Origin of the sequence: Nonomuraea sp. B10E15, assembly GCF_039871615.1 — a bacterium.
Classification (GTDB): Bacteria; Actinomycetota; Actinomycetes; order Streptosporangiales; family Streptosporangiaceae; genus Nonomuraea.
The window spans coordinates 173,623-192,660 of the sequence record NZ_JBDPMB010000016.1; the positions used below are offsets into that span (position 1 = coordinate 173,623).

General features: G+C 68.6%; 19 protein-coding genes, 1 tRNA gene and 1 pseudogene. 9 read left to right on the forward strand and 12 right to left on the reverse strand.

Annotated features, from left to right (window positions below):
- Nucleotides 1–60: 60 nt before the first annotated feature.
- On the reverse strand, nt 61–1,650 hold the full coding sequence (locus tag ABGB14_RS34615) for a sulfatase (RefSeq protein WP_347648053.1): 1,590 nt from the start codon (nt 1,648–1,650) through the stop codon (nt 61–63).
- Nucleotides 1,651–2,026: 376 nt separating this feature from the next.
- On the opposite strand from ABGB14_RS34615, the gene ABGB14_RS34620 reads away from it, so the two are divergent.
- The 3 genes from ABGB14_RS34620 to ABGB14_RS34630 all read left to right on the forward strand — a co-directional run bounded on the left by ABGB14_RS34620 (nt 2,027) and on the right by ABGB14_RS34630 (nt 6,589).
- Nucleotides 2,027–4,300 carry a LuxR C-terminal-related transcriptional regulator gene (locus ABGB14_RS34620; protein ID WP_347648054.1) on the forward strand — a complete coding sequence of 758 codons (2,274 nt, stop codon included), beginning with the start codon at nt 2,027–2,029 and terminating at the stop codon, nt 4,298–4,300.
- 84 nt (nt 4,301–4,384) lie between these two features.
- Nucleotides 4,385–5,656, forward strand: coding sequence for a polysaccharide biosynthesis C-terminal domain-containing protein (locus ABGB14_RS34625; RefSeq protein ID WP_347648055.1), 1,272 nt, complete (start codon nt 4,385–4,387; stop codon nt 5,654–5,656).
- A 33-nt stretch (nt 5,657–5,689) separates the two neighbouring features.
- On the forward strand, nt 5,690–6,589 hold the full coding sequence (locus tag ABGB14_RS34630) for an LLM class flavin-dependent oxidoreductase (protein ID WP_347648056.1): 900 nt from the start codon (nt 5,690–5,692) through the stop codon (nt 6,587–6,589).
- On the opposite strand, the gene ABGB14_RS34635 is transcribed toward ABGB14_RS34630, so the two are convergent.
- Entirely contained in the window at nt 6,579–7,394 is an 816-nt protein-coding gene (locus ABGB14_RS34635; RefSeq protein WP_347648057.1) for a helix-turn-helix transcriptional regulator, read from the reverse strand. The two genes, ABGB14_RS34630 and ABGB14_RS34635, sit on opposite strands and share 11 nt — an antisense overlap.
- A gap of 113 nt (nt 7,395–7,507) precedes the next feature.
- Between ABGB14_RS34635 and ABGB14_RS34640 the strand changes: the two genes are divergently transcribed.
- Entirely contained in the window at nt 7,508–7,909 is a 402-nt protein-coding gene (locus tag ABGB14_RS34640; RefSeq protein WP_347648058.1) for a hypothetical protein, read from the forward strand.
- 13 nt (nt 7,910–7,922) lie between these two features.
- On the opposite strand, the gene ABGB14_RS34645 is transcribed toward ABGB14_RS34640, so the two are convergent.
- Nucleotides 7,923–8,564, reverse strand: coding sequence for an HAD-IA family hydrolase (locus ABGB14_RS34645; RefSeq protein ID WP_347648059.1), 642 nt, complete (start codon nt 8,562–8,564; stop codon nt 7,923–7,925).
- A 139-nt stretch (nt 8,565–8,703) separates the two neighbouring features.
- Nucleotides 8,704–9,270 carry an SMI1/KNR4 family protein gene (locus ABGB14_RS34650; protein ID WP_347648060.1) on the reverse strand — a complete coding sequence of 189 codons (567 nt, stop codon included), beginning with the start codon at nt 9,268–9,270 and terminating at the stop codon, nt 8,704–8,706.
- Between ABGB14_RS34650 and ABGB14_RS34655 the strand changes: the two genes are divergently transcribed.
- Nucleotides 9,269–9,481 carry a hypothetical protein gene (locus ABGB14_RS34655; protein WP_347648061.1) on the forward strand — a complete coding sequence of 71 codons (213 nt, stop codon included), beginning with the start codon at nt 9,269–9,271 and terminating at the stop codon, nt 9,479–9,481. The two genes, ABGB14_RS34650 and ABGB14_RS34655, sit on opposite strands and share 2 nt — an antisense overlap.
- Before the next feature lie 455 nt (nt 9,482–9,936).
- Here the strand turns inward: ABGB14_RS34655 and ABGB14_RS34660 are convergent, their stop codons facing one another.
- The gene (locus ABGB14_RS34660) at nt 9,937–12,012 is read right to left on the reverse strand and encodes an alpha/beta fold hydrolase (RefSeq protein WP_347648062.1); all 2,076 of its coding nucleotides are present in this window, start codon (nt 12,010–12,012) and stop codon (nt 9,937–9,939) included.
- Between the two features lie 162 nt (nt 12,013–12,174).
- Here ABGB14_RS34660 and ABGB14_RS34665 point away from each other — a divergent pair, with 162 nt between their 5' ends.
- Together ABGB14_RS34665 and ABGB14_RS34670 are read left to right on the forward strand one after the other, a co-directional pair.
- Nucleotides 12,175–12,618: a hypothetical protein gene (locus ABGB14_RS34665; protein ID WP_347648063.1), complete on the forward strand. Its 444-nt coding sequence runs from the start codon at nt 12,175–12,177 to the stop codon at nt 12,616–12,618.
- Nucleotides 12,619–12,636: 18 nt separating this feature from the next.
- Nucleotides 12,637–13,059 (forward strand): hypothetical protein, encoded by a 423-nt coding sequence (locus tag ABGB14_RS34670; protein WP_347648064.1) that lies wholly within the window; start codon nt 12,637–12,639, stop codon nt 13,057–13,059.
- A gap of 396 nt (nt 13,060–13,455) precedes the next feature.
- On the opposite strand, the gene ABGB14_RS34675 is transcribed toward ABGB14_RS34670, so the two are convergent.
- Both ABGB14_RS34675 and ABGB14_RS34680 read right to left on the reverse strand, forming a co-directional pair.
- A complete protein-coding gene (locus ABGB14_RS34675) occupies nt 13,456–13,863 on the reverse strand; it encodes an NUDIX domain-containing protein (RefSeq protein WP_347648065.1) in 408 nt (135 codons plus the stop codon).
- A 301-nt stretch (nt 13,864–14,164) separates the two neighbouring features.
- Nucleotides 14,165–14,998: an SDR family NAD(P)-dependent oxidoreductase gene (locus ABGB14_RS34680; protein ID WP_347648066.1), complete on the reverse strand. Its 834-nt coding sequence runs from the start codon at nt 14,996–14,998 to the stop codon at nt 14,165–14,167.
- Between the two features lie 371 nt (nt 14,999–15,369).
- Here ABGB14_RS34680 and ABGB14_RS34685 point away from each other — a divergent pair.
- Nucleotides 15,370–15,465 (forward strand): annotated as a pseudogene (locus ABGB14_RS34685) (IS5/IS1182 family transposase); the annotation flags it as partial.
- 781 nt (nt 15,466–16,246) lie between these two features.
- On the opposite strand, the gene ABGB14_RS34690 reads toward ABGB14_RS34685, so the two are convergent.
- The 4 genes from ABGB14_RS34690 to ABGB14_RS34705 form a co-directional block, all read right to left on the reverse strand.
- The gene (locus tag ABGB14_RS34690) at nt 16,247–16,546 is read right to left on the reverse strand and encodes a MarR family transcriptional regulator (protein ID WP_347648067.1); all 300 of its coding nucleotides are present in this window, start codon (nt 16,544–16,546) and stop codon (nt 16,247–16,249) included.
- Between the two features lie 17 nt (nt 16,547–16,563).
- Complete coding sequence (locus ABGB14_RS34695) at nt 16,564–17,460, reverse strand: N-acyl homoserine lactonase family protein (RefSeq protein WP_347648068.1); 897 nt, start codon at nt 17,458–17,460, stop codon at nt 16,564–16,566.
- Between the two features lie 272 nt (nt 17,461–17,732).
- A complete protein-coding gene (locus ABGB14_RS34700; protein ID WP_347648069.1) occupies nt 17,733–17,918 on the reverse strand; it encodes a hypothetical protein in 186 nt (61 codons plus the stop codon).
- Nucleotides 17,919–17,991: 73 nt separating this feature from the next.
- Nucleotides 17,992–18,222, reverse strand: a complete 231-nt coding sequence (locus ABGB14_RS34705; RefSeq protein ID WP_347648070.1) for a GntR family transcriptional regulator — start codon at nt 18,220–18,222, stop codon at nt 17,992–17,994.
- Nucleotides 18,223–18,335: 113 nt separating this feature from the next.
- Between ABGB14_RS34705 and ABGB14_RS34710 the strand changes: the two genes are divergently transcribed.
- Nucleotides 18,336–18,728: a hypothetical protein gene (locus ABGB14_RS34710; protein ID WP_347648071.1), complete on the forward strand. Its 393-nt coding sequence runs from the start codon at nt 18,336–18,338 to the stop codon at nt 18,726–18,728.
- A gap of 194 nt (nt 18,729–18,922) precedes the next feature.
- On the opposite strand, the gene ABGB14_RS34715 is transcribed toward ABGB14_RS34710, so the two are convergent.
- Nucleotides 18,923–18,999: transfer RNA gene (locus tag ABGB14_RS34715), tRNA-Thr, on the reverse strand.
- Between the last annotated feature and the right edge of the window lie 39 nt (nt 19,000–19,038).

Sequence of the window (19,038 nt, forward strand, 5' to 3'; positions counted from 1 at the left end):
CCACGCCCCTCGTCCGAGAGCCGGACACACGTGCGGGCCCGAGCTTCGAGGCCGGCCGCTTCAGCTCAGATGAGCGGCCGTCCAGCAGTCAACCGAGCCGGGCTTGCCGCAGCCCTCCAGGCCGTCGAGGGCCTTGCCGAGTCGGGCAGTCCTGGCGTTGTCCGGGTCGTTGCTCTCCTGGTGGGGGTCGGTGACGGTGTTGTAGTACTCGGGCTTCGGCTCGCCCTCGTACTCGACGTACAGATCGCCCGCGGTGCGCACGGCCGTGTAGGTGGGGGGCTGGGAGTTGCCGGCCTTGAGGCTGTCGGCGTCGGGGTCCGGCTCGCCGGGCGCCTCCGGGTCCGGTTTGACGTGCTCGATCAGCGCCGCGTCACGCCAGCCCTTGACCTTGTGGCCCTGGATGAGGGGCACCAGGCTGCGGCCGTCGCGGCTGTCGCGCACCTCCGGGTCGGCACCCGCCAGGTCGAGGAAGGTCGCGAACAGGTCCACGTTCTGGGCGATGGCGCCGGTCACGAGGTCACCGTGCCGCCCGGCCGCCGGCCGCCTGACCAGCAGCGGCACCCGCACGTCATGGTCGTAGGCGGTGGACTTGCCGCGCACCAGGCGGTGCTGGCCAAGGTGGAAGCCGTTGTCACTGGTGAAGATGACATACGTGTTGCGCTTCTCCTCGTCCGTCAGGGTGGACATGACGCGCTCCACCATGTCGTCAACCGACTGCACCATGCGGATCCGATCGCGGAAGTCCGTACGCAGCTCCTTGACGAGTTTCGGGCCGATCTTTCCGCGCCGCACCCAGGACGGCTTGTCGGCGGTGTCCTCGTCGAAGGCGGGCAGCGCGGTCACGTCGATGCCGTTGCAGTCAGGCCCGCCGCAGTCGCCGTGCGGAAACTGCCCCGCGGGCCACTTGGTCTTCGGCCGGTCACGACGCGCCGGCGGGAAGCGGGGTTCCTTGTCGCCCGGCTTGGAGCCGACCCTGGAATGCGGCGAGAACGGCGAGACCTGGAGGAAGAACGGCTCGCCCGGCGCGTGCTCGCGGGAACGCTCGATGAAGTCGGCCGCCCGCTGCCCGAGCACGTCCACCAGGTATTTGCCGCCGGAGGGGTCGAGCGGCTTGTCGTCCGCCGTCTCCTCCTTGATGTAGCGGGTGAGCTCGTACCTGAACTCGTTGTAGCCGCCGCCCGCGGCCACGTGCCATTCGTCCCACCCGGCCGGCACCTTGTAGTCGGGGCCCACCGGGTACTCGTTGATGTACTTGCCCAGGTAGCCCGTCCGGTAGCCGGCCTGATCCAGCGAGACGGCGTACGTGCGACTCTCGTGCTTCTCGAACGCCTGATAGCCGCCGCCGTCGGACCCCTTGTTCGTCTCCACGCCGGTGTTGTGCGGGAACTGGCCGGTGAACGTGGAGGCCCGCGACGGGCAGCAGAGCGAGTTGGACACGTAGTAGTCGGTGAACGTCGTGCCCTGCTTGGCCAGGTTGCTGACGGTGTCCATGTACTGGAGCAGATCGGCTGACATGTCGTCCACGAGGAAGAAGATGATGTTCGGCTGTTTGGGCTTGGCCACCGCGCCGGCGCCCGCCTGGGACACCATGGTGAGCCCGAGGGCGACGACCAGCGCCAGGGCCCTCCGGATACCAGCGGTCACGGACATGACTGCCTCTTTTACCAGTTTGAGAAGATCGACGTTGCGACGAAGGTAATGTGCGACTCAGCAACTGATCAATAGGTATGGCGTGCCGACCATGGCCGTGCCGGCGATCGCCATGGGAGCGGCGGACGGCGCGCAGGCCGTCATCGTGTTCGGAAGCTCGCGGGTGTTTAGCATCCGTGCAGCGGTGTATTTACCCGATGTAACACCAGGTCGGACGGCCCCGTAGCGTGGGTGTAGCGGTCCTGCCGTGGTGACTGCTGGGGATCGAGGCCAGCGCGAGGCTCGCATGAACACAGGCACAACTGAAGGTGTCAGGCGGCGAAGGCCAGATCGGCTGCCGGCTCAGGTGACCAGTTTCGTCGGACGACGGCCGGAGGTGAACGAAGCCAAGCGGATGTTCGGCACGGCGCCTGTGGTGACCCTCACCGGCGTCGGCGGCGTCGGCAAGACCCGGCTCGCGATCCATGTGGCCGCCGAGGTCCAACGAGCCTTTCGTGACGGCGTGTGGATGGTTGAGCTAGCGACGCTGGACGATCCGAAGCTGCTCGCCCAGACCCTGCTCTGCGCTCTGCATGTGCAGAACCGCTCCTCCCGGCCACCGGTGGAGGTGCTCGTCGACCACGTGCGGGACAAGCAGATGCTGGTGGTCCTGGACAACTGCGAGCACCTGCTGGAGGAGTGCGCGGTGCTGGCCACGACGCTGGTGCGTTCCGCGCCGGAGCTTCGGATCCTGGCCACCAGCAGGGAGGCGCTGGGCATCGCCGGCGAACGCGTGCTGGCCGTGCCGACGTTGTCCTTGCCGGATTCCGAAGATCCGCAGCCGCAGGCCTGGACCCGAGGGGAGGCGGTGCAGCTGTTCGCCGAGCGGGCCTCGGCCGTGCTGCCCGGCTTCGAGGTCACCGAGACCAACAGGACCATGGTGGAGGGGATCTGCCGCCGGCTGGACGGCCTTCCCCTCGCCATCGAGCTGGCGGCCGTACGGCTGAGGGCGCTGTCGCCCGAACAACTGCTGGACCGGCTGGAGAACCGCTTCCAGCTGCTCACCACCGGGCCGCGGGCGACGCTGCCCCGGCAGCGGACGTTGCGTGCGCTCGTCGACTGGAGCCACGGCCTGTGCACGGAGCCGGAGCAGCTGCTCTGGGCCCGCGCGTCGGTGTTCACCGGCGGACTGGACCTGGAAGCGGCCGAGGCGGTGTGCTCCGGGGACGGCATCGCCCGCGAACAGGTCCTCGACCTGGTGACCGGGCTGGTGGACAAATCCCTGCTCGTCAGGGAGGACAGCCCCACCGGGATGCGCTACCGGATGCTGGAGACGATCCGGGAGTACGGCCGCGAGCAACTGCTCGCCTCCGGCCAGGAGGCCACGCTGCGGCGCAGGCACCGCGACCACTACCGCGACCTGGCGGCACAGGCGCGCGCCGAAGCGTTCGGCCCGGATCAGCTGGAATGGTTCGCCAGGTTGCGGATCGAGCACGCCAATCTCCGTCAGGCCCTGGATTACTGCTTCGCCGCGCCGGAGGAGGCAGAAACCGGTCTGAGCATGGCCACGGACCTCGTCCAGCACTGGAAGACCGGCGACTACCTGCGCGAAGGACGCGACCGCCTGGACCAGGGGCTGGCCGCGATCACCGAGCCGAGCGAGCTTCGAGGCCGGGCCCTGGTGGTCAACGCCTGGCTGGCCAACACCCAGGCCGACGTCGTCACCGCCGAGTCGATGGTCCGGCAGGCCCGGGAGGTCGGCGAGCAGCTCGGGCTGGAGGCGGTGCTGGCCTACGCCGCGCTCTACTCCGGGACGATCGCCATGTACCGCGGGGACAGCGAGTCGGCGGTCGCCCTCTACGAGGAGGCGGTCTCCCGCCACCGCACCACCGGCGACCCGATGGGCCTGACTCGTGCGCTGGTCCGGCTCTGCCTGGCACGCGCCCTGCTGGGCGATGTCTCCTCCGCAGTCGCCGCCGGCGAGGAATGCGTGGCCATCTGCGAGGCGCACGGCGACAGATGGGTCAGGGCGTACGCGATGACCGTGCTCGGCGTTCCGCTCTGGCTCCAGGGCGACGCGGAGCACGCGACCGTGCTGGAGCGGGAGAGCCTGCGGTTCCAGCACTCGATCGACGACGTGCTCGGCAGCAGGTTCAACATCGCGGTGCTGGCCTGGATCGCCGCCGGCCAGGGTCATCACCGGCGAGCGGCCACGCTGCTGGGAATCGTACGGAGCCTGGAGCGGACGGTGCACATAGTGCCGTTCAGGTACAGGCAGTTCCTTCGCCGACACGAAGAATGCGAGTCGTGTGTCCGTGAGGCTCTCGGCAAGCCGGCCTTCGAAGCGGCTGTCAAGCGAGGTGCCGGGCTGTCCTACGACGAGAAGATCTTCTTCGCCTTGGGCGAGTCCGACTCCGCGAACGAGCCGGCCGGCGAGGAAACGTCGTGGTCACCGCTGACGCGCAGGGAGGCGGAGATAGCGCGCCTGGTCGCTCAGGGGATGAGCAACAAGGAGATCGCGGCTGCCCTGGTGATCGCCCAGCGCACCGCCGAGGGCCACGTCGAGCACATTCTGAACAAGCTCGGCTACAACTCCCGCACCCAGATCGCCCTCTGGGCCAGACAACGGGACACGCCCGGACATGACGAGGGACCCACAGGTCAGCGCTAGCGACGGACAGCCACGGCAAAGCAGGCATTCCTGGTAAACTACGGTAGCCTCCCGGGCCGTTCCGCGTCCCGGGATTCTGCTTGCATGCCCCTCCTCCAGCACCGGGCCATCGCCGCGGCGGCGGTCCCGCTCTTCCTGTCCATGACCGTCAACCAGGTGGCCGGCCTGGTCACCACGGCGGTGCTCGGGCGGCGCGCGACCGCCGCGCTGGCCGCGTACGCGGTGACGGCGGCCGTGCTCAACCCCGCCTTCACCGCCATCACCGGTGCGCTGCGCGGCATGGCGCCGTTCATCGCCCCCCACCGCGAGCACCCGCCTGGCGCGATCCCCGTCCTGCGGGACGCGCGGTGGCTGGCGCTCAGCGTCGCCGCGCTCGCCGCCGGAGCCGTGGCCTGCGTCCCCGTCGTCGCCTCGCTCGGCGGCGCGCCGCCGGAGGTGCTGGCGGAGCTCGGCATCTTCCCCTACCTGCTGGTCGTGCACGTGCTGCTGTACGGCCTGGGCGGCGGCGCCAACGCGGCGCTGATCGCGCTCGGCCACAGCCGCCAGGTGATCTGGGCGAGCCTCGCCGGCGCCGCCGTGTCTATCGTGCTGGTCGTCCTCCTCGTCCCCCGGATCGGCCTGCCGGGGCTGGGATGCTCGATGATCGCCGCGGGCGCCACCGCCCTCGCGGTGTCCAACCTGCGCCTGCGCCGGCTGCTCGGCGGCAGGGTGGGCAGGGGACGGCCGCGGCCCCCGGAGATCATGAAGCTGGCGCGGGTGGGCATTCCCCTGTCGGGCACGCTGCTGATCAAGTTCGCGGTGCTCGGGGTCGTCACGTACGCGGCGGTCCGCACGGGCACGCGGGAGGCCGCCGCGCACGCCGTCCTCCACGCCCTGATGGGCCCGCTGATGTTCGTGTCCCTGTCGGTGGCGCAGGCGTCCGTTCCCGAGGTCGCCCGCGCTCAAGGGGTGCGCGAGGTCAGGAGCGTCACAAGGGCGGCGCTCGCGCTGGCCGTCATCGGGGTGGCCGCGGGCGGAGCTCTCCTGCTCGCCTTCCGCGATCCGCTCGTCACGGTGTTCACCTCGGACGACGGCGTCAGGACCACCGTGCTGGGGCTGGCCTGGCTCATGGTCGTCATGGCGGCGGTGGACGGCTCGCAGGCCGTCATGGCGTTCGGGCTGGCGGGGCTCAAACGGTCGTCGTGGAGCCTGGGCTCGGTGGCGGCCGGCTACGGGATGCTCACGGTGGCCGCCGTGCCGGTGGCCGCGACGTGGGGGCTGGCCGGGCTGTGGTGGGCGCTGATCGCCAACTCGGCCCTGCTGATCGTCCTCCAGGGGAGCGGCTTCCTCCGCCACAGCGCCCGCGCGCCCAGTTGACCCCAACCTAGCTTGAGGTTGCACGATTGGACGATGAACACGTTCGAGATCGGCGTCATCCTGCCCGGCGTGGCAGTGCAGCGGCGGGACGGCATCGACCTGCGGGAGGCGGCCCGGCACGCCGAGGCCGCCGGCCTGGACGGCGTCTGGCACGGCGACCACCTCGCCATCGGCGGGCCGACCCTGGACGCCCCGATCGCCCTGGCCACCGCCGCCGCCGTCACCACCCGCGTCCGGATCGGCACCAGCGTCCTCGTCCCCGGCATCCGTCCCGTCGCCTGGGCCGCCAAACAGGTCGCGACCCTCCAGCACGTCTCCGGCGACCGCCTCGTGCTGGGGGTCGGTTCGGGCGGCGGGCCCGGCCAGTGGGCCGCCGCCGGGGTCCCGTACGCCGAGCGCGGTCCCCGTACCGACACCGCGCTGGAACTCCTCCCCCGCCTGCTGTCCGGCCAGAAGACCGAACTCCACGACGAACCCGGCAACCCGCCCGTAGAGCTGGCGCCGCCCGCGACGACGCCCCCGATCTGGGTCGGCAACGCGTCCGGGGTGGCGATCCGGCGGGCCGCCCGCCTGGGTGACGGCTGGTTCCCCTCCCTGATCTCCCCCCGCCAGGTCGCCGAGGGCGCCGAGCTCCTCGCCGCCCTGGCCGCGGAGCACGGCAGGCCGGCCCCGGTGATCGCCATCGGCGCCACCGGCGCACTGGCCGGCGGGCCGTCCCGCGAGGAGATCGCGTCGGGCATCAGCTCCGCGTACGGCCGCCCGCTCGGGGAGGTCATCGACATCCCGCTCGCCGGCCACCCGGAAGAGGCCGCCGAGAGGCTGGCCGCCTACCGGGAGGCCGGGGCGCGGCACGCGATCGTCGGCGTCGCCGGCGACGACTGGCGGGCCGAGGTGGACCGGCTGGCGGAGGTACGCGGCCTGGTCAACCGGTAGCCGGGCCCGCCGCGGGCCCGGCGAGCAGGCGGAGTGCCTGGGCCGTGAACTCGTCGAGCGGATAGAACAGCTCGATGGCCAGCTCCGACAGCGTCACATCGGCCGGCGCGCCGAACGTGGCCATGGTGCTGAACATCGACAACTCGCCGAACGGGCTGCGGATCCTCAGCGGCACCTGGATCGGGCTCGGCGGATGTTCCGCGCCGTCCGGCTCCGACGTCACCGGATAGCGGGACACCTCCTCGTAGAGTGCCCGGAGCGTCTCGTCACCGGTGGCGTCGACCTGGCGGAGCAGCCGCCGCAGCGTGAGCGTGCGGACCTCGCCCAGGTTCGCCAGCCGGGAGGCCAGCCCGTCGGGGTGCAGGGTCAGCCGGAAGACGTTCGGCCGCGGCTCCAGCAGGTGCCCGGGCACGCCGTCCATGAGGACGGACATGGCGCGGTTGCCCGCCAGCACATCCCAGAGCCGGTCGACCACGACCGCGGGGTACGGCTCGTGCGCCGCCAGCATGGCGTCGATCGCCGACCGGACCGAGGCCAGGTAGGCGTCGTCGAGGCTGCTCTCCCGGTAGGCCGGCGCGTAGCCGGCGGCCAGCAGCAGGGTGTTGCGCTCGCGCAACGGGATGTCCAGGGCCTGCGACAGGTGGAGCACCATCGACCGGCTCGGCCGCGCGCGCCCCGTCTCGACGTACGACAGGTGCCGCGCGCTGACGTCCGCCAGGTTGGAGAGGTCGAGCTGGCTGAGCCTGCGGCGCCGCCGCCAGGCACGCAGCTGCGAACCGATCCGGGGCGGCTGCTCCACTTCCATGCCCCGGAGCCTAACGACCGTGACGAGCGGCCATGACCCCGGAGGTTATTGAGCCGACGACCCCGGCGCTGGCACCGTTCCTGTGACCAGATTTTCAGCGGGAGGAGATCGACATGACGACGACCAGGACGGACGCTTCTGGACGGCTGCGGCTGATCCTTCGCGTCGACGGCTGGAGCACCGCCGTCTTCGGCGTGATCATGTTGGCCGGCGCTCAGGCGCTCAGCGGCCCGCTCGGCCTGCCGACCTCGTGGTCCATCCCGTTCGGGGTCGCCATGCTGGGCGGCGCCGCGGCCCTCGGCCTCATCGCCGGATATCCCCGGATTCCGCCGCGCCACGCGGCGTTCGTCGTCGCGGGGAACACGCTGTCGTGCGTGGCACTCCTCGTGCTCGCGTTCTCCGGCCTCATCCCGCTCACCGGGCTGGGCGTGGCGTTCCTGCTGGCCGGAGCCCTGGTGGTGGCCGTCTACGCGGCGCTCGAACTCATGGGCCTGCGCCGGCTCACCGCCGCCTGAGCCCGCCGCGCTCCTACACGAACTCGCGAACGGCGGCCACCAGCTCCGGCATGGTCCTGACGACGCTCCGCGGCTGCCACTGATCGGAGCGCACGGGGTTGGCCTCGGTGTCGTCGCTCAGGAAAACGATCGTGCGCATCCCCAGCGCACGAGCCGGAACAAGATTGACCGGACGGTCGTCGACGAACACCACCTCATCAGGGGAGACGCCCAGCGCCTCGATCACCGTCGTGTAGGCGGCTCTGTCGGGTTTGCGGGCCCGCAGATCGGAGCTGACGAACCACCGCCGCACGGGGCCCTCCAGGCCGAAACGCCGGCGTACGAGCTCGGACCAGACCGCCGTGTCATTGCTCAGGCAGGCGAGGCGCAGGCCATCGCCCCCCAGCTCCGCGAGCGCCTCCTGCACGCCTTCGTTGAGCTGGTGCCGCCCGCAGTAATCCGCGTCACGCCCTTCCCGCGACAGCCCGACGACCGACCAGAACCGGTCGGTCGTCATGCTCCCCAGCGTGGCCGAACGGTAGGCGGCGCGGATGTCCTGCTCGGTTCGCCGGCATCCGTGATCGCGCAGGTAGGGGATCAGGACACGACCCTGCACATTGCCGTACCGGTACAGGACACCCATCGCATCGAAGAGGACCACCTTCGGCCGAGGCATGACCAGAGAGTACGCCGCAGCGACCGGCGGCCCAAGCGCGCGACGCCGGCGGATCAACCAGGACAACGGCCGCTTCGAGACCCTCGGCCGGTCCAGGTCCTGCTCGGGCCCTCCATGAGGCGGGCGCCCGCCGCGTCCGTCACCGGCACATTGCGCCGATGAGCCCCGGAAAGCCCGGAAACTCCTCCCGCGCCCCCGCCACGATCTCCGCCGGCGAACGCCGCCTCCCCGGCGCGTGGCGCTCCGCGATCGCCTCGAACGCCGCATCCGGCTGCCTCTCACGGCCCGGGTCGGAGAACGCCTCCGCCGGGCCCAGGCCGTTCGCGAACACCCACAGCAGATCGCCGAGATCGCGGGCTATCACGCCGCATCCGCCCTCGGAACCGAGGTAGACGACAGGCTGCTCAATGATCGCCGCACCAGGCCGAACCAGCCAGAAACCCACGTAGTCGCCTCCCCCGGTGGTGCCGAAGAAGCGGAATTCGCCGCCGTCGACCTCGTCGTTGCCGGTCCACAGACGAAACCACCACGCCGTCTTCTCCGGCGCCTCGAACCGGTCGTACAGCTCGAAGTCACAACCGCGGGCCTCGTCGGTCTCGTCGTCCCACTCCCACCGCCCAGGGTCAGGTCGGCTTCCGATCAGCCTTCTCCACAGCCCGGGAAGATGGTGACTGCCGACGGTGCGCCAGCCCTGGAAACGAGCCATGACTCGCCCGCGCCAACACCGCAAGAGCACGCAAGATTTCCGGCCGTTCGCCCGGCTCGGCACCCCGGAGCGCGACGATCGCCACGATCGTCATCGCCACGGCAGGAACCGCGACGGCCACAACGATCGCGATCGCGAACACCGACAACTGCATGACCCGCACCCTCCGCCTGCTCAGGTCGAGCAGGCCGGGGCTCAGCTCGACCAGTAATAGCGCACACTGGCAAGCTGAGTTCCCCTCACCTGGCGGGTCTCAGACGGGACTTCGACATCCCATTCGGTTGTCTCGGGGAACGTCTGCAGTCACGAACGATCAACAGGTTGGGGCGCGTTCCATCACCCCGAGGTCTCTCCCGCCCGCCTACGCGGACCGACAACTCCGGGAGTAGCACGCAGGGTTTCCAGGGCCCCCCTGTGTGTACTGTGCCGTGATGACGAAGCTGCCGCCAAGGGATACTCCCCTCACTTGGAGGATGCCTCCCGCACGCCGATCCGTCAACGGCCGGGTGCGAATGCGCGGACCTGCCGATGCCCCTGGCTTCCGGAGCGACGTCACGCGCGAAGCACGGCGGAGATCGTCATCGGCCCATTCCGACCCATGCGGACCCCGCCAGGTCGAAGCGATGGCCGGTGAGGCGGTCGAGGGCTGCGCACGCGCCGATGCGGTCAGCCGCCGACGGTGAACATCGTCCAGTCGTCACCGCAGCCGTCGAACCGGTGGCTACCCTTCTCCTGAAAGGTCAACGACGAACCGATGACCAGGTCCTTCACCGTGCGCGAGACCAGGATCTGCCCCTCCCCTGCGAGGCGCGCGACCTGGTGCGCGAGCTCATATGCTTGACCGACGAGCCGGCCGTCGCGAAACTCCACCTCACCTACGTGCACGCCCGCTCGGAAATCATGAGCGGCCGTTGCGGCACGCATCGCCAGCGCGCACCGGATCGCGCGTGCCGCGCCGTCGAAGGTTGCGACCACTCCTTGTACGTTGGTCTCGACCAAGCTGCCTCGGCTCCGCCCGATGGCCGACGGAGCGGCTGCATGGTGAGCCGACGCAGCGGCCTCTGACACGGTGGTGATCAGGATCGTGGCGAGCATGCGATTCGTCTCCAGGGGCTGACTCGCCGCTTCTCGAACGAACTGCTCGACGATGTCGGCAAGTTCGCCGACATCGCCGACACCGAGCAGGTGGTCGCCCGACTGCTCCAGATACCGGGCACCCGGCAGGTGTTCGGCAAGGTAGCGTCCGAGATCGGGCTGGCTGATCCGGTCGTTGCGCCGCTGCACGACCAGCACCGGCGCGCTGACAGCCGGCAGGATCTTCCGCACGTCGATATCACGGACCAGGCGAAGCATCCGCAGGAAGGCGCCTGGGCTGACGGACATGCGTTCGCGGCGTGCCAGTCCCCGGCGCGCGCTTTCCGTGCTCGCGAGGCTCGGCGCGTACCACTCGATGGTGTTGCCCTGTCCCCAGCCGCGCTGGGCGATCTGTTCGAGCGCGGCCAGCATGCCTTCGGAGTCCCCTCCACACGGGTAGTCAGGCGCCCAGGTCCAGCGTGCGGCTGCGCCGAACAGCACGAGACCGGTGACCCGCTCTGGAAAGGTGGCGGCGAACAGGACGCTCATCGGGCCGCCCTCGGAGTAGCCGATCAGCACGGCACGCTTGCTGCCGCACGCGTCCATGACCGCGCGGACGTCGTCCATCCGCTGCTCGAGCGTGTCTTCGCCCGTGGCGGGGTCCGACAGCCCGGTGTCCCGCTTGTCGAAAATGATCAGGCGGCCGGTTGCGGCGAGCCGGCGCATGAAGCCGGCCGTGTTCGGGTCTTCCCACCACAGATCGAGGTGGCTGTAGATGCCTGGCACGAACACGATGTCCGGTTCGCCATCGCCGATCACCTGATAGGCGATGTGACCCGTGCCGTTCCAGACGTACTGCGGGGTCGGCGCGATCCAGCCGTCCTTGTCCGTTCCGATGGCTCGCGGTGCCGGATCGGCGCGGGAGCCAAGGTCCTGCGCGAGTACGCGCCGTTCCAGATCCCGCAGCTCCCGGCTGGGGGACAGGCCGAGTTCGTCAGCCAGCAGCCGGCGAACCTCGCGGTAGACGGCCAGCGCCTCGCCCTGCCGGCCGGCGCCGTAGAGCGCCCGGATGCGCAGCGACCACAGCCGCTCGCGCAGCGGGTGCTCGGCCGTCAGAGCAGCGAGCTCGCCAAGCACCTCGCAGTACCGTCCGCTCATCAGATCCGCCTCGAGACGCACCTCGACGGCGGTCAGCCGAAGCTCTTCGAGCCTCGACCCCTCCGAAGCGACGAAGGGCAAGTCACCCAGGTCCGCCAGCACCGGCCCGCGCCACAGAGCCAGCGCTTCGACCGCCCGCAGACGGGCGGTCATGGCGTCGTTGACATCGAGCGCGGAGACCGCCTGTTCGAGCAGCCTCTCGAATCGGACCGAGTCGAGCTCGTGACCGCCCAGCTCCAGCTGGTAGCCGGGCGGCCTGGTCACGAGGCCCTCCGCCATGCCCGCTATCCGGAGTCTGCGACGCAACTCGCTGACTCTCACATGCAGATTGGCGATCGCCCGATCCACCTCGAGGCGTGGCCACAGTTCTTCGGCGAACCGGTCAGCGGGCACGACCTGCCCAGCATTCACCAGCAACAGGCCCAGCACCGCCCGCGTTCTCATCCCGCCGAGCTCCAGCCACGCTCTCTCGGCGCCCACCTCGATCGGGCCGAGAATGTTGAACTTCATGCGGCGCCCCCCGCGAGCAATACGTTCAGTATGCGCATGGTAACCGAGTAGTAAGCGGATAGTCAGCCCCATGCGTCACTCTGTTGGTCCAGCCGGCTGGACGGGTCAATCCCCAACAGCAACCGGCGTACGTTCGACGCATTTCTTACCACCGGAGACCCCATGAAGATCAAGCCATTCGCCGGCATGAGAAGAAAACACCTGACCGCGGTGAGCGTTGCCGCGATCACGACCTCGCTGAGTTTTGCGCTCTCCGGATCGGCACATGCCATCACGGCCCCCTCCACTTCGGCCACCGCCATGATCCGCTGCTCCGTCGGCGGCATGACCGACACCCACGACAGCTCTCCGAAAAAGGTCTACGCCGGCGCGTGGATCAATTGCAAGGCTCCGAGTTTCACACCCCTGAAGCTGCGCATTCAGCTCTTCCGTTCAGGCACACTCGTCGACACCGGCATCTGCGAAGCGTCGAATTACAGCCGATATTGCGATGCCTCCGTCACGGTAACCGACCGCACGCCGGGCAAACAGCGATGGTACGGCAGAGTCAGAGCCTCGTGGGACAGCGGCAGCAAGAGCTTCACCACCAACTCCATCAAGCATTAGACCCAAAAAGAGGTTCCCATGAACCGGCAGATGATCGCACTCAAGATCACCGTAGCGGCTGGACTCGCGCTCGCGCCGATGAGTCCCGCCAACGCCACGACAGCCGAATCGACCACAACCGCGAGCGCCGCCAAAGCGACGACAGCGTCCTTCTGCACCGCCTGGGCCCTGGCGGATAGAGTTGACCAGTCCGGAAAAATGTATGGCGCTGGTGGAGTCCGCTGCAAGGGCCGGACAGCCGGGCGGTTGACCGTGACCCTTTACCGCAACAACAGCAAGGTCAGATCCGCCAATGAAGCCTGCCCTCGGAATCGCTATTGCAGCGCAAGCACCGGGACCAAACAGAACTCCAGCGGCAGCCAGGAATGGTGCGCGAGGGCGCAATTCCACGACGTCATCGGAGGCGATTACTATATCAAATGGGAGTGCATGATAGCCTGAAAACTCGATGCGGCTGTTTCCGTAGATCCCCTCACGCAGCTCTTCAGCACCGCCGACAGCCCGGCGACGGTTGTCAGGCGAGAGGCGCGCCGCCGCGAGCCCGGAAGCCCGGCCGATATATTCCGCCGACTTCGGGCGACCCCGCACGTGTCGCACCGCGTCAGAACGAACCAAAGGCCCTTCCCGATCATCGCGAAGGGCCTTTGAGCTGGGAGCCGCCTTGGGGATTCGAACCCCAGACCCTTCACTACGAGCAAAATCGAACGAGCGTTCCCAGCCGATCAATAGTCCTCGCTGCCCTGCTCGACTATCCGTTGACGTCCGTCAATGTCCGCGATCGCCGGGTGCCAGTGTGCGGATCTGCCGATGAGCGCACCCCTGACTTTCGGTGCGACGTCACGTACCGAGCACGGCGGTGAGCATCGAGAGATACGACTCGTGGGCGAGTCGCAGGCCGTCAAGGTCGGACGTCTCGAACCACGCCACAGCGTCATGCTCGTCCGGCGCGGCGTTGACCGGTGTTCCGGTCCACCTGTCGACCAACCAGATCTGCATGTCGAACGTCGCGGTCCGGATCTCATGCATCGGCGGGCCGAGCGGCTCCGATGCCGCGATTCCCAACTCCTCCCGAAGCTCGCGGACAAGGCTCTCTTTCGGATCCTCCCCCTCCTCCACATGACCGCCCGGCAGGTCCCACACGTCGGGATACCAACGGCGTCCAGCGCTTCGATGGCACAGCAACACCCGATCGCCGTCGCGAAGAACGGCCGTGACGATCCGGACCGGCGTCACCTCCGTCAGCATCGGCCCAGAGTACCCTCGACCAACTCCACGGCGACCTGGAGGGCTTCGCGCTTACGCTCCCCGAGCAGCAGGCAGCCCGGCTGGAGGAGATCTCCCGTGCACAGGAACTCGCCCCGGACAACGGCACGACGAGCACCCGCGCCGCCTGAGCTTCATGGATCCCGGTAGCCAACAGTGGGTCATCTCTCATGACTCTTAGCAGTCATCCATGTCAGGTAAGTAAGTGTCCTACCAGAATCCTTGATCCCGTCTGCGCTGTGACGCCCGCACCGGACACGGCGGCGCAGGAAGGCCGTGGACGTCAGGCGCCGAGCGGGCCGTGCGCCTGCGCCGACAGGTCGTGCCAGTCGGTCCAGGTCTTGAGCCGGTCCGCGTACGTCTGCTGGATCATGGGGTAGAAGTCCTGGCCGAACAGCACGCGCAGAGGCGGGTCGTCGGTGTCCGCGAGGGTGAGCAGCGCCTGGGCAGCGGCGGCCGGGTCACCCGTGGGCTGCTGCGCGTTGGCCGCGAGTTGCCGGCGCAGCTCGTCGTAGGCCGGGTCCATCTGCGCCATGTGGCCGTAGTCGAGAGGGTTGTTAGCGTCCCGGGTGGCGAAGGCGTCCGGCTCGATGATGGTCACCTTGACGCCGAACGCGGCGACCTCGCCGGCGAGGGCCTCGTTGAGGCCTTCCAGGGCCCACTTGGAGGCGTGATAGGCGCCGACGAGCGGCATGGCGACGATCCCGGCCACCGAGGAGAGCTGGATGATGTGCCCGGAGCGCTGCTCGCGCAGGTGGGGCAGGGCGGCCTGGATCACCCACACCGCGCCGAACAGGTTGGTCTCCATCTGGTCGCGCAGCTCCTGCTCGCTCAGCTCCTCGACCGCGCCGACCTGGGTGAAGCCGGCGTTGTTCACGACGACGTCCAGGCGGCCGAAGTGCTCCTTGGCCTGCACCACGCTGTCGAAGACGGCCGGCTTGTCGGTCACGTCCAGCTCCAGCGGCAGCAGCGCGTCGCCGTAGGCGGTGACCAGGTCGTCCAGGCTCGCCGTGGTGCGGGCGGTCGCGGCGACCCGGTCGCCCCGAGACAGGGCGGCCTCGACGAAGTTACGGCCGAGCCCGCGCGACGAGCCGGTGATGAACCAGACCTTGTTCATGATGTCCTTCCGTTCCCGTCCAGGCCGCGGTAGTCGTGCGGCGGTCACCGCGCGCCAGGCCGGGGCGATCACTCATGGAGATGTGCGCCGCGCGGAACGTTCGCGCGGCGTCCTGACCAAAAATGAGGCGCCGGCGCCCCCTTCCCCGTGACAGCGCCGCCGTGTGACATGCGCCACCGTCACGGATGTCACACGGCGGTGAGGCGCGGCGGCTTGCGCGCGAAATCGAGAGCGGACAGGCAGGACCCGGTATGCAAGAGCCCTGGGAACTGGCGAGCTCTGCGACTTGCGGGAAGGGCGGCTCGTACTTCGCCAGCGACGCAGAGCAGCCCGCCCCCGTCTCTGACCTGGGTCAAAAGCACGTCCGGCTCACCTTGGAGATCGTCAAGCGCAGCGACGAGGTCAGCGGCTACGTGGTCCTGCCCCGCAGGTGGGTGGTGGAGCGCACGCCGTCGTGGATCTCCCAGCCCGCAGGGTTCCATCGCCGCGCCGCACGCAGGCGATGCATGCAGGACCATGAGCGGTTATCCGAGCATCACGAGGCCATGGTCCTGTGGGCCATGATCATCCCCATGGGGCGACGACTCACACGATCCGCCCGTTCCTATTCGGCGGAGAGCTTGGCTGGCCCTGTTCGACTGTCCGCTGGCGTCCGTCAACGTCCGAGATCGCTTGCCCTCGTTGTCACCCAGAACGTCACTCAACACGCGAAGCAGATCGGCGCTCAGCGCGCCCTTCCTGAGCCGTGCTTCGCACGGAGAACCGCTGCAACATGGTGCAGCCTGCTTCTACCGCGCGTAGCGCTATGAAGCGCGCGAAGCGCCGTTCAGATCTTGAAGCTGTTCAGGGGCGGCAGGGACGCCCGCCGTGGCGCGTGTCCCCTCATGTACGTCAACGTTTGCGCTGATCAGATGGCAAGCAGGGACAGCGGGGACGCCGGGGACACACGTCGTGGTCCGGCTTCGAGACTCGCCGCTGCGGTGAGGACTGGCGAGGGATGTCCCGCCGAGCGTGGCGCGGACAGACCCGGAATGAAAACCCGGCGCGATCCCCACATCCGCCCCTTTTGGCATCGAGGGCCCATGAGCGCCTCTGTTTAACATGCAGCGGAGTATGGCGTACCTGCCAAGCTTGAGTTCGTGGTCCAGCCAGCCAGCGGCCAAGCCAGCTTGTTCGACCCCCACGAGTTCTCCGGACGTCCGCATCGACGCAACCCAGAGCTCAACCACCTGATCTTGCGCTGGACGGTCAAGGACCACGAGATCGAGCGGTACGAACTGGTTCGGCCAGCAGGGATTCTGTGGAGGCGCGCCGGATCGCGCCGGCGGCGACCAGGCGGTCGACCAGGCGGCTGGGGCTGGTGCCGCTCTCGCAGACCAGGAGCTTCCCCAGGCCGTTCAGGGTCAAGGGCTGGCGATCGTGCAGGATGCGGATGACCTCGGCCTGGGAGGTGGTGATGCCGAGCGGTTTCAGCGCGTGCCCCAGCAACCGGTTGCCTTCGCGCTGGGCGGCCAGGACGAGGTAGCGGAACTCCTCCGCGGGGCGCATCGCGTCGTTCCTTCTGGTCAAGAGGGTGCGTAGGTTGCGGTCAGCGGGCTGTTGCGGGTCGCGGCGGCCAGCTGGGGGGCCGCGCCGGGGTCGTGCGCGGCCAGGACCGTCAGACCGGGGTTGCTCAGACGGAGCTGGTTGACCATTTCGGTGGTGGCGGCCAGCCGGCGTCTTTCGCCGACCCCCGGCACGTGGCCGCGCTCCATCAGGTTCGTGTCGTACGTCAGGTCTCCGACCATGAGCAGCGGGGTGCGCCCGGGGGCACGGACCAGCATCGACAGTGACCCGGAAGTGTGGCCGGGAGTGGGCAGGAGCACCATGCTGCCGTCGTCGAACAGGTCATGCCCGGTGGTGAACGGGGCCAGAGCGGGGTCGGCCAGAGGTTCGAAGTCGAGGTGGCGCCAGCGCAGCCCGGGCAGGTCGATGTGCGAGCGCAGCAGCCCGCGCAGTTCTGGTGCCGGTTGCTCCAGGGTCTGCCATTCCTGCCGGCTGACCACGATCCGGGAGCCGGTCAGCTCGCGCAATCCGCCGATGTGATCTTGGTGGAGGTGGGAGATGACCGCGGTGTGGACGTCGCGGATGTCGTAGCCGATGGCCGCCAGCCGGGCGGTGAGGGAGTGCTCCGGGGCGATGTCGAAGCGGGCCAGCCGGTCGTACATCACGCCGGTGATGCCGCCGGGGAAGTAGCCGGGATCGGTGACCGAGGCGCGGTCCTGACCGGTGTCGAACAGGACCAGGCCGTCGCGGTGCTCGACCACGTAGACGTTGATCGGCAGCGGCCGGGTCCAGCGTCGCGAGGTGAACATCCACCAGTACATGGGCTTGCGGGTCGCGGCTACGTGCTCGGGGTGGATCGACACGGTCCCGGTGCTGACCACTGAGACCCGCTTGATGGAGGTTTCGTCCTTCGTCATGAGGATTAGATTACACGACATATATGTCGTGTCAACTAATGTGCCGTCGCTGGTGTTCGCTCACGTCGCCGAGGGGGTGGGACGTCCGGTTCTCGCAGCTGTGATGTCGTGCGCGGCGCCGGCGCGGAAAAGCTGTGCCGTACAGCTCCGCGCAGCGGCGCACGTCCCCGGCCGCGCCCGGGTCGGCGCTCACGACGGGATGCGGATGAGGGCCTCGAGGTCGGCTCTCACAGCGGGCAGCACTTTCTGTACGGCGCGCCGCAGGTCATCGCTCACTGATGATCGGTCCCGGCCACGAGCCCGAAGCCCACGGCGCCGACCCCCATCCCGCCGTCATAGGCGAGGTTCCACAGCGCGCTCACCCGGCCGGACGCGGACGGCGAGGACCGCGCGAACATCAGCACCAGGGTCACGTTCTGGGCGGCGCCGAAGCCGGCGCCGAAGAGGGCCGCCCCCACGATCACCGCGTAGGGGTTGTCCAGCCAGGCGGAAGGGTGGATATCGACTGGAGAAAGGACCTGCTCCCACGCTTCAGACAGCCACCAGCAGAACGTGGGAGCCAGGGTCGAGCGTGAAGGGCTTCGGACCGGCGAACGAGCCCAGACCCGGGACCGTGTAGATCACGCCTTCTTCGCGAAGGTGCGCGATCACCTTCCGCGCCGTTCCGCGCGCGATGCCGAACTCCTGAACCATCGATTGCTCGGAGTCCACCAGGTCGCCCGGTGACATGGCCGCGATCCGCCGGCGCATCTCGTCGGCCACCTGTCGCCACACGGGGCGATCCTTCCGAAACTCCATCACAGCTCGACCGTAAGCAGGCGTGGACGTGTCCGGAAATGCAGCTACGTTCATGAACAGGCATGTACGTGTGACGTGTGACGGAAAAGTCAGCCCATGGCCAAGTTGGAGGCGACGACACCTTGTACTGGGGGACGGTCAACAGCCGCCACGAGGGCTACTACTTGTGTGCCATTCTCAACAGCCCAGAGTTGACGGAGTTTGTCCGCCCCTTGATGTCGTACGGGAAGGACGAGCGGCACATCGACAAGCACGTGTGGAAGTTACCGATCCCGCTCTATAAAGCAGAGAACCAGGTCCATGCACGTCTTGCTGAACTGGGAGCCCGTCAGGCCGAATTTGTGGCTGGCCTGGGACTCGACGAGGGCGCCAACTTCGTGGGATTGCGTCGCACCGTCCGCAAGGCTCTACCCACGGCCCCTGAGGCGGATGAGGTAGATGAGCTGGTGCTGGGACTCCCGGACCAATAGGTCGGGACCGCATGCCTCAGTCGGCCAAACGGCAGTTGGTGAGCGCCACTCCAGGTGGTGCCCATGCCCTGCCAACGTCACATCGGACGGATGCCCGTCTCCCGCCGGAGATGCTCGGACGCTCGGAGGATCTGGTTTAGTCACTCACTTAGACACCCAGAAACCCCTCAAGATCCCTTGAGGGGTTTCTGACCTGGAGCCGCCTTGGGGATTCGAACCCCAGACCCCTTCATTACGAGTGAAGTGCTCTGGCCGACTGAGCTAAGGCGGCGTGCCGTACGGCGTGACAGAGTCTACAGGAGCCCGATGG

What these genes read in the sequence shown, in the direction of transcription:
- ABGB14_RS34615 (WP_347648053.1), bottom strand. Translation starts at nt 1,650, where the DNA reads ATGTCCGTGACCGCTGGTATCCGGAGGGCCCTGGCGCTGGTCGTCGCC.
- ABGB14_RS34625 (WP_347648055.1), top strand. Translation starts at nt 4,385, where the DNA reads ATGCCCCTCCTCCAGCACCGGGCCATCGCCGCGGCGGCGGTCCCGCTC.
- ABGB14_RS34630 (WP_347648056.1), top strand. Translation starts at nt 5,690, where the DNA reads ATGAACACGTTCGAGATCGGCGTCATCCTGCCCGGCGTGGCAGTGCAG.
- ABGB14_RS34635 (WP_347648057.1), bottom strand. Translation starts at nt 7,394, where the DNA reads ATGGAAGTGGAGCAGCCGCCCCGGATCGGTTCGCAGCTGCGTGCCTGG.
- ABGB14_RS34640 (WP_347648058.1), top strand. Translation starts at nt 7,508, where the DNA reads ATGACGACGACCAGGACGGACGCTTCTGGACGGCTGCGGCTGATCCTT.
- ABGB14_RS34645 (WP_347648059.1), bottom strand. Translation starts at nt 8,564, where the DNA reads ATGCCTCGGCCGAAGGTGGTCCTCTTCGATGCGATGGGTGTCCTGTAC.
- ABGB14_RS34655 (WP_347648061.1), top strand. Translation starts at nt 9,269, where the DNA reads ATGACTCGCCCGCGCCAACACCGCAAGAGCACGCAAGATTTCCGGCCG.
- ABGB14_RS34650 (WP_347648060.1), bottom strand. Translation starts at nt 9,270, where the DNA reads ATGGCTCGTTTCCAGGGCTGGCGCACCGTCGGCAGTCACCATCTTCCC.
- ABGB14_RS34660 (WP_347648062.1), bottom strand. Translation starts at nt 12,012, where the DNA reads ATGAAGTTCAACATTCTCGGCCCGATCGAGGTGGGCGCCGAGAGAGCG.
- ABGB14_RS34665 (WP_347648063.1), top strand. Translation starts at nt 12,175, where the DNA reads ATGAAGATCAAGCCATTCGCCGGCATGAGAAGAAAACACCTGACCGCG.
- ABGB14_RS34670 (WP_347648064.1), top strand. Translation starts at nt 12,637, where the DNA reads ATGAACCGGCAGATGATCGCACTCAAGATCACCGTAGCGGCTGGACTC.
- ABGB14_RS34675 (WP_347648065.1), bottom strand. Translation starts at nt 13,863, where the DNA reads ATGCTGACGGAGGTGACGCCGGTCCGGATCGTCACGGCCGTTCTTCGC.
- ABGB14_RS34680 (WP_347648066.1), bottom strand. Translation starts at nt 14,998, where the DNA reads ATGAACAAGGTCTGGTTCATCACCGGCTCGTCGCGCGGGCTCGGCCGT.
- ABGB14_RS34690 (WP_347648067.1), bottom strand. Translation starts at nt 16,546, where the DNA reads ATGCGCCCCGCGGAGGAGTTCCGCTACCTCGTCCTGGCCGCCCAGCGC.
- ABGB14_RS34695 (WP_347648068.1), bottom strand. Translation starts at nt 17,460, where the DNA reads ATGACGAAGGACGAAACCTCCATCAAGCGGGTCTCAGTGGTCAGCACC.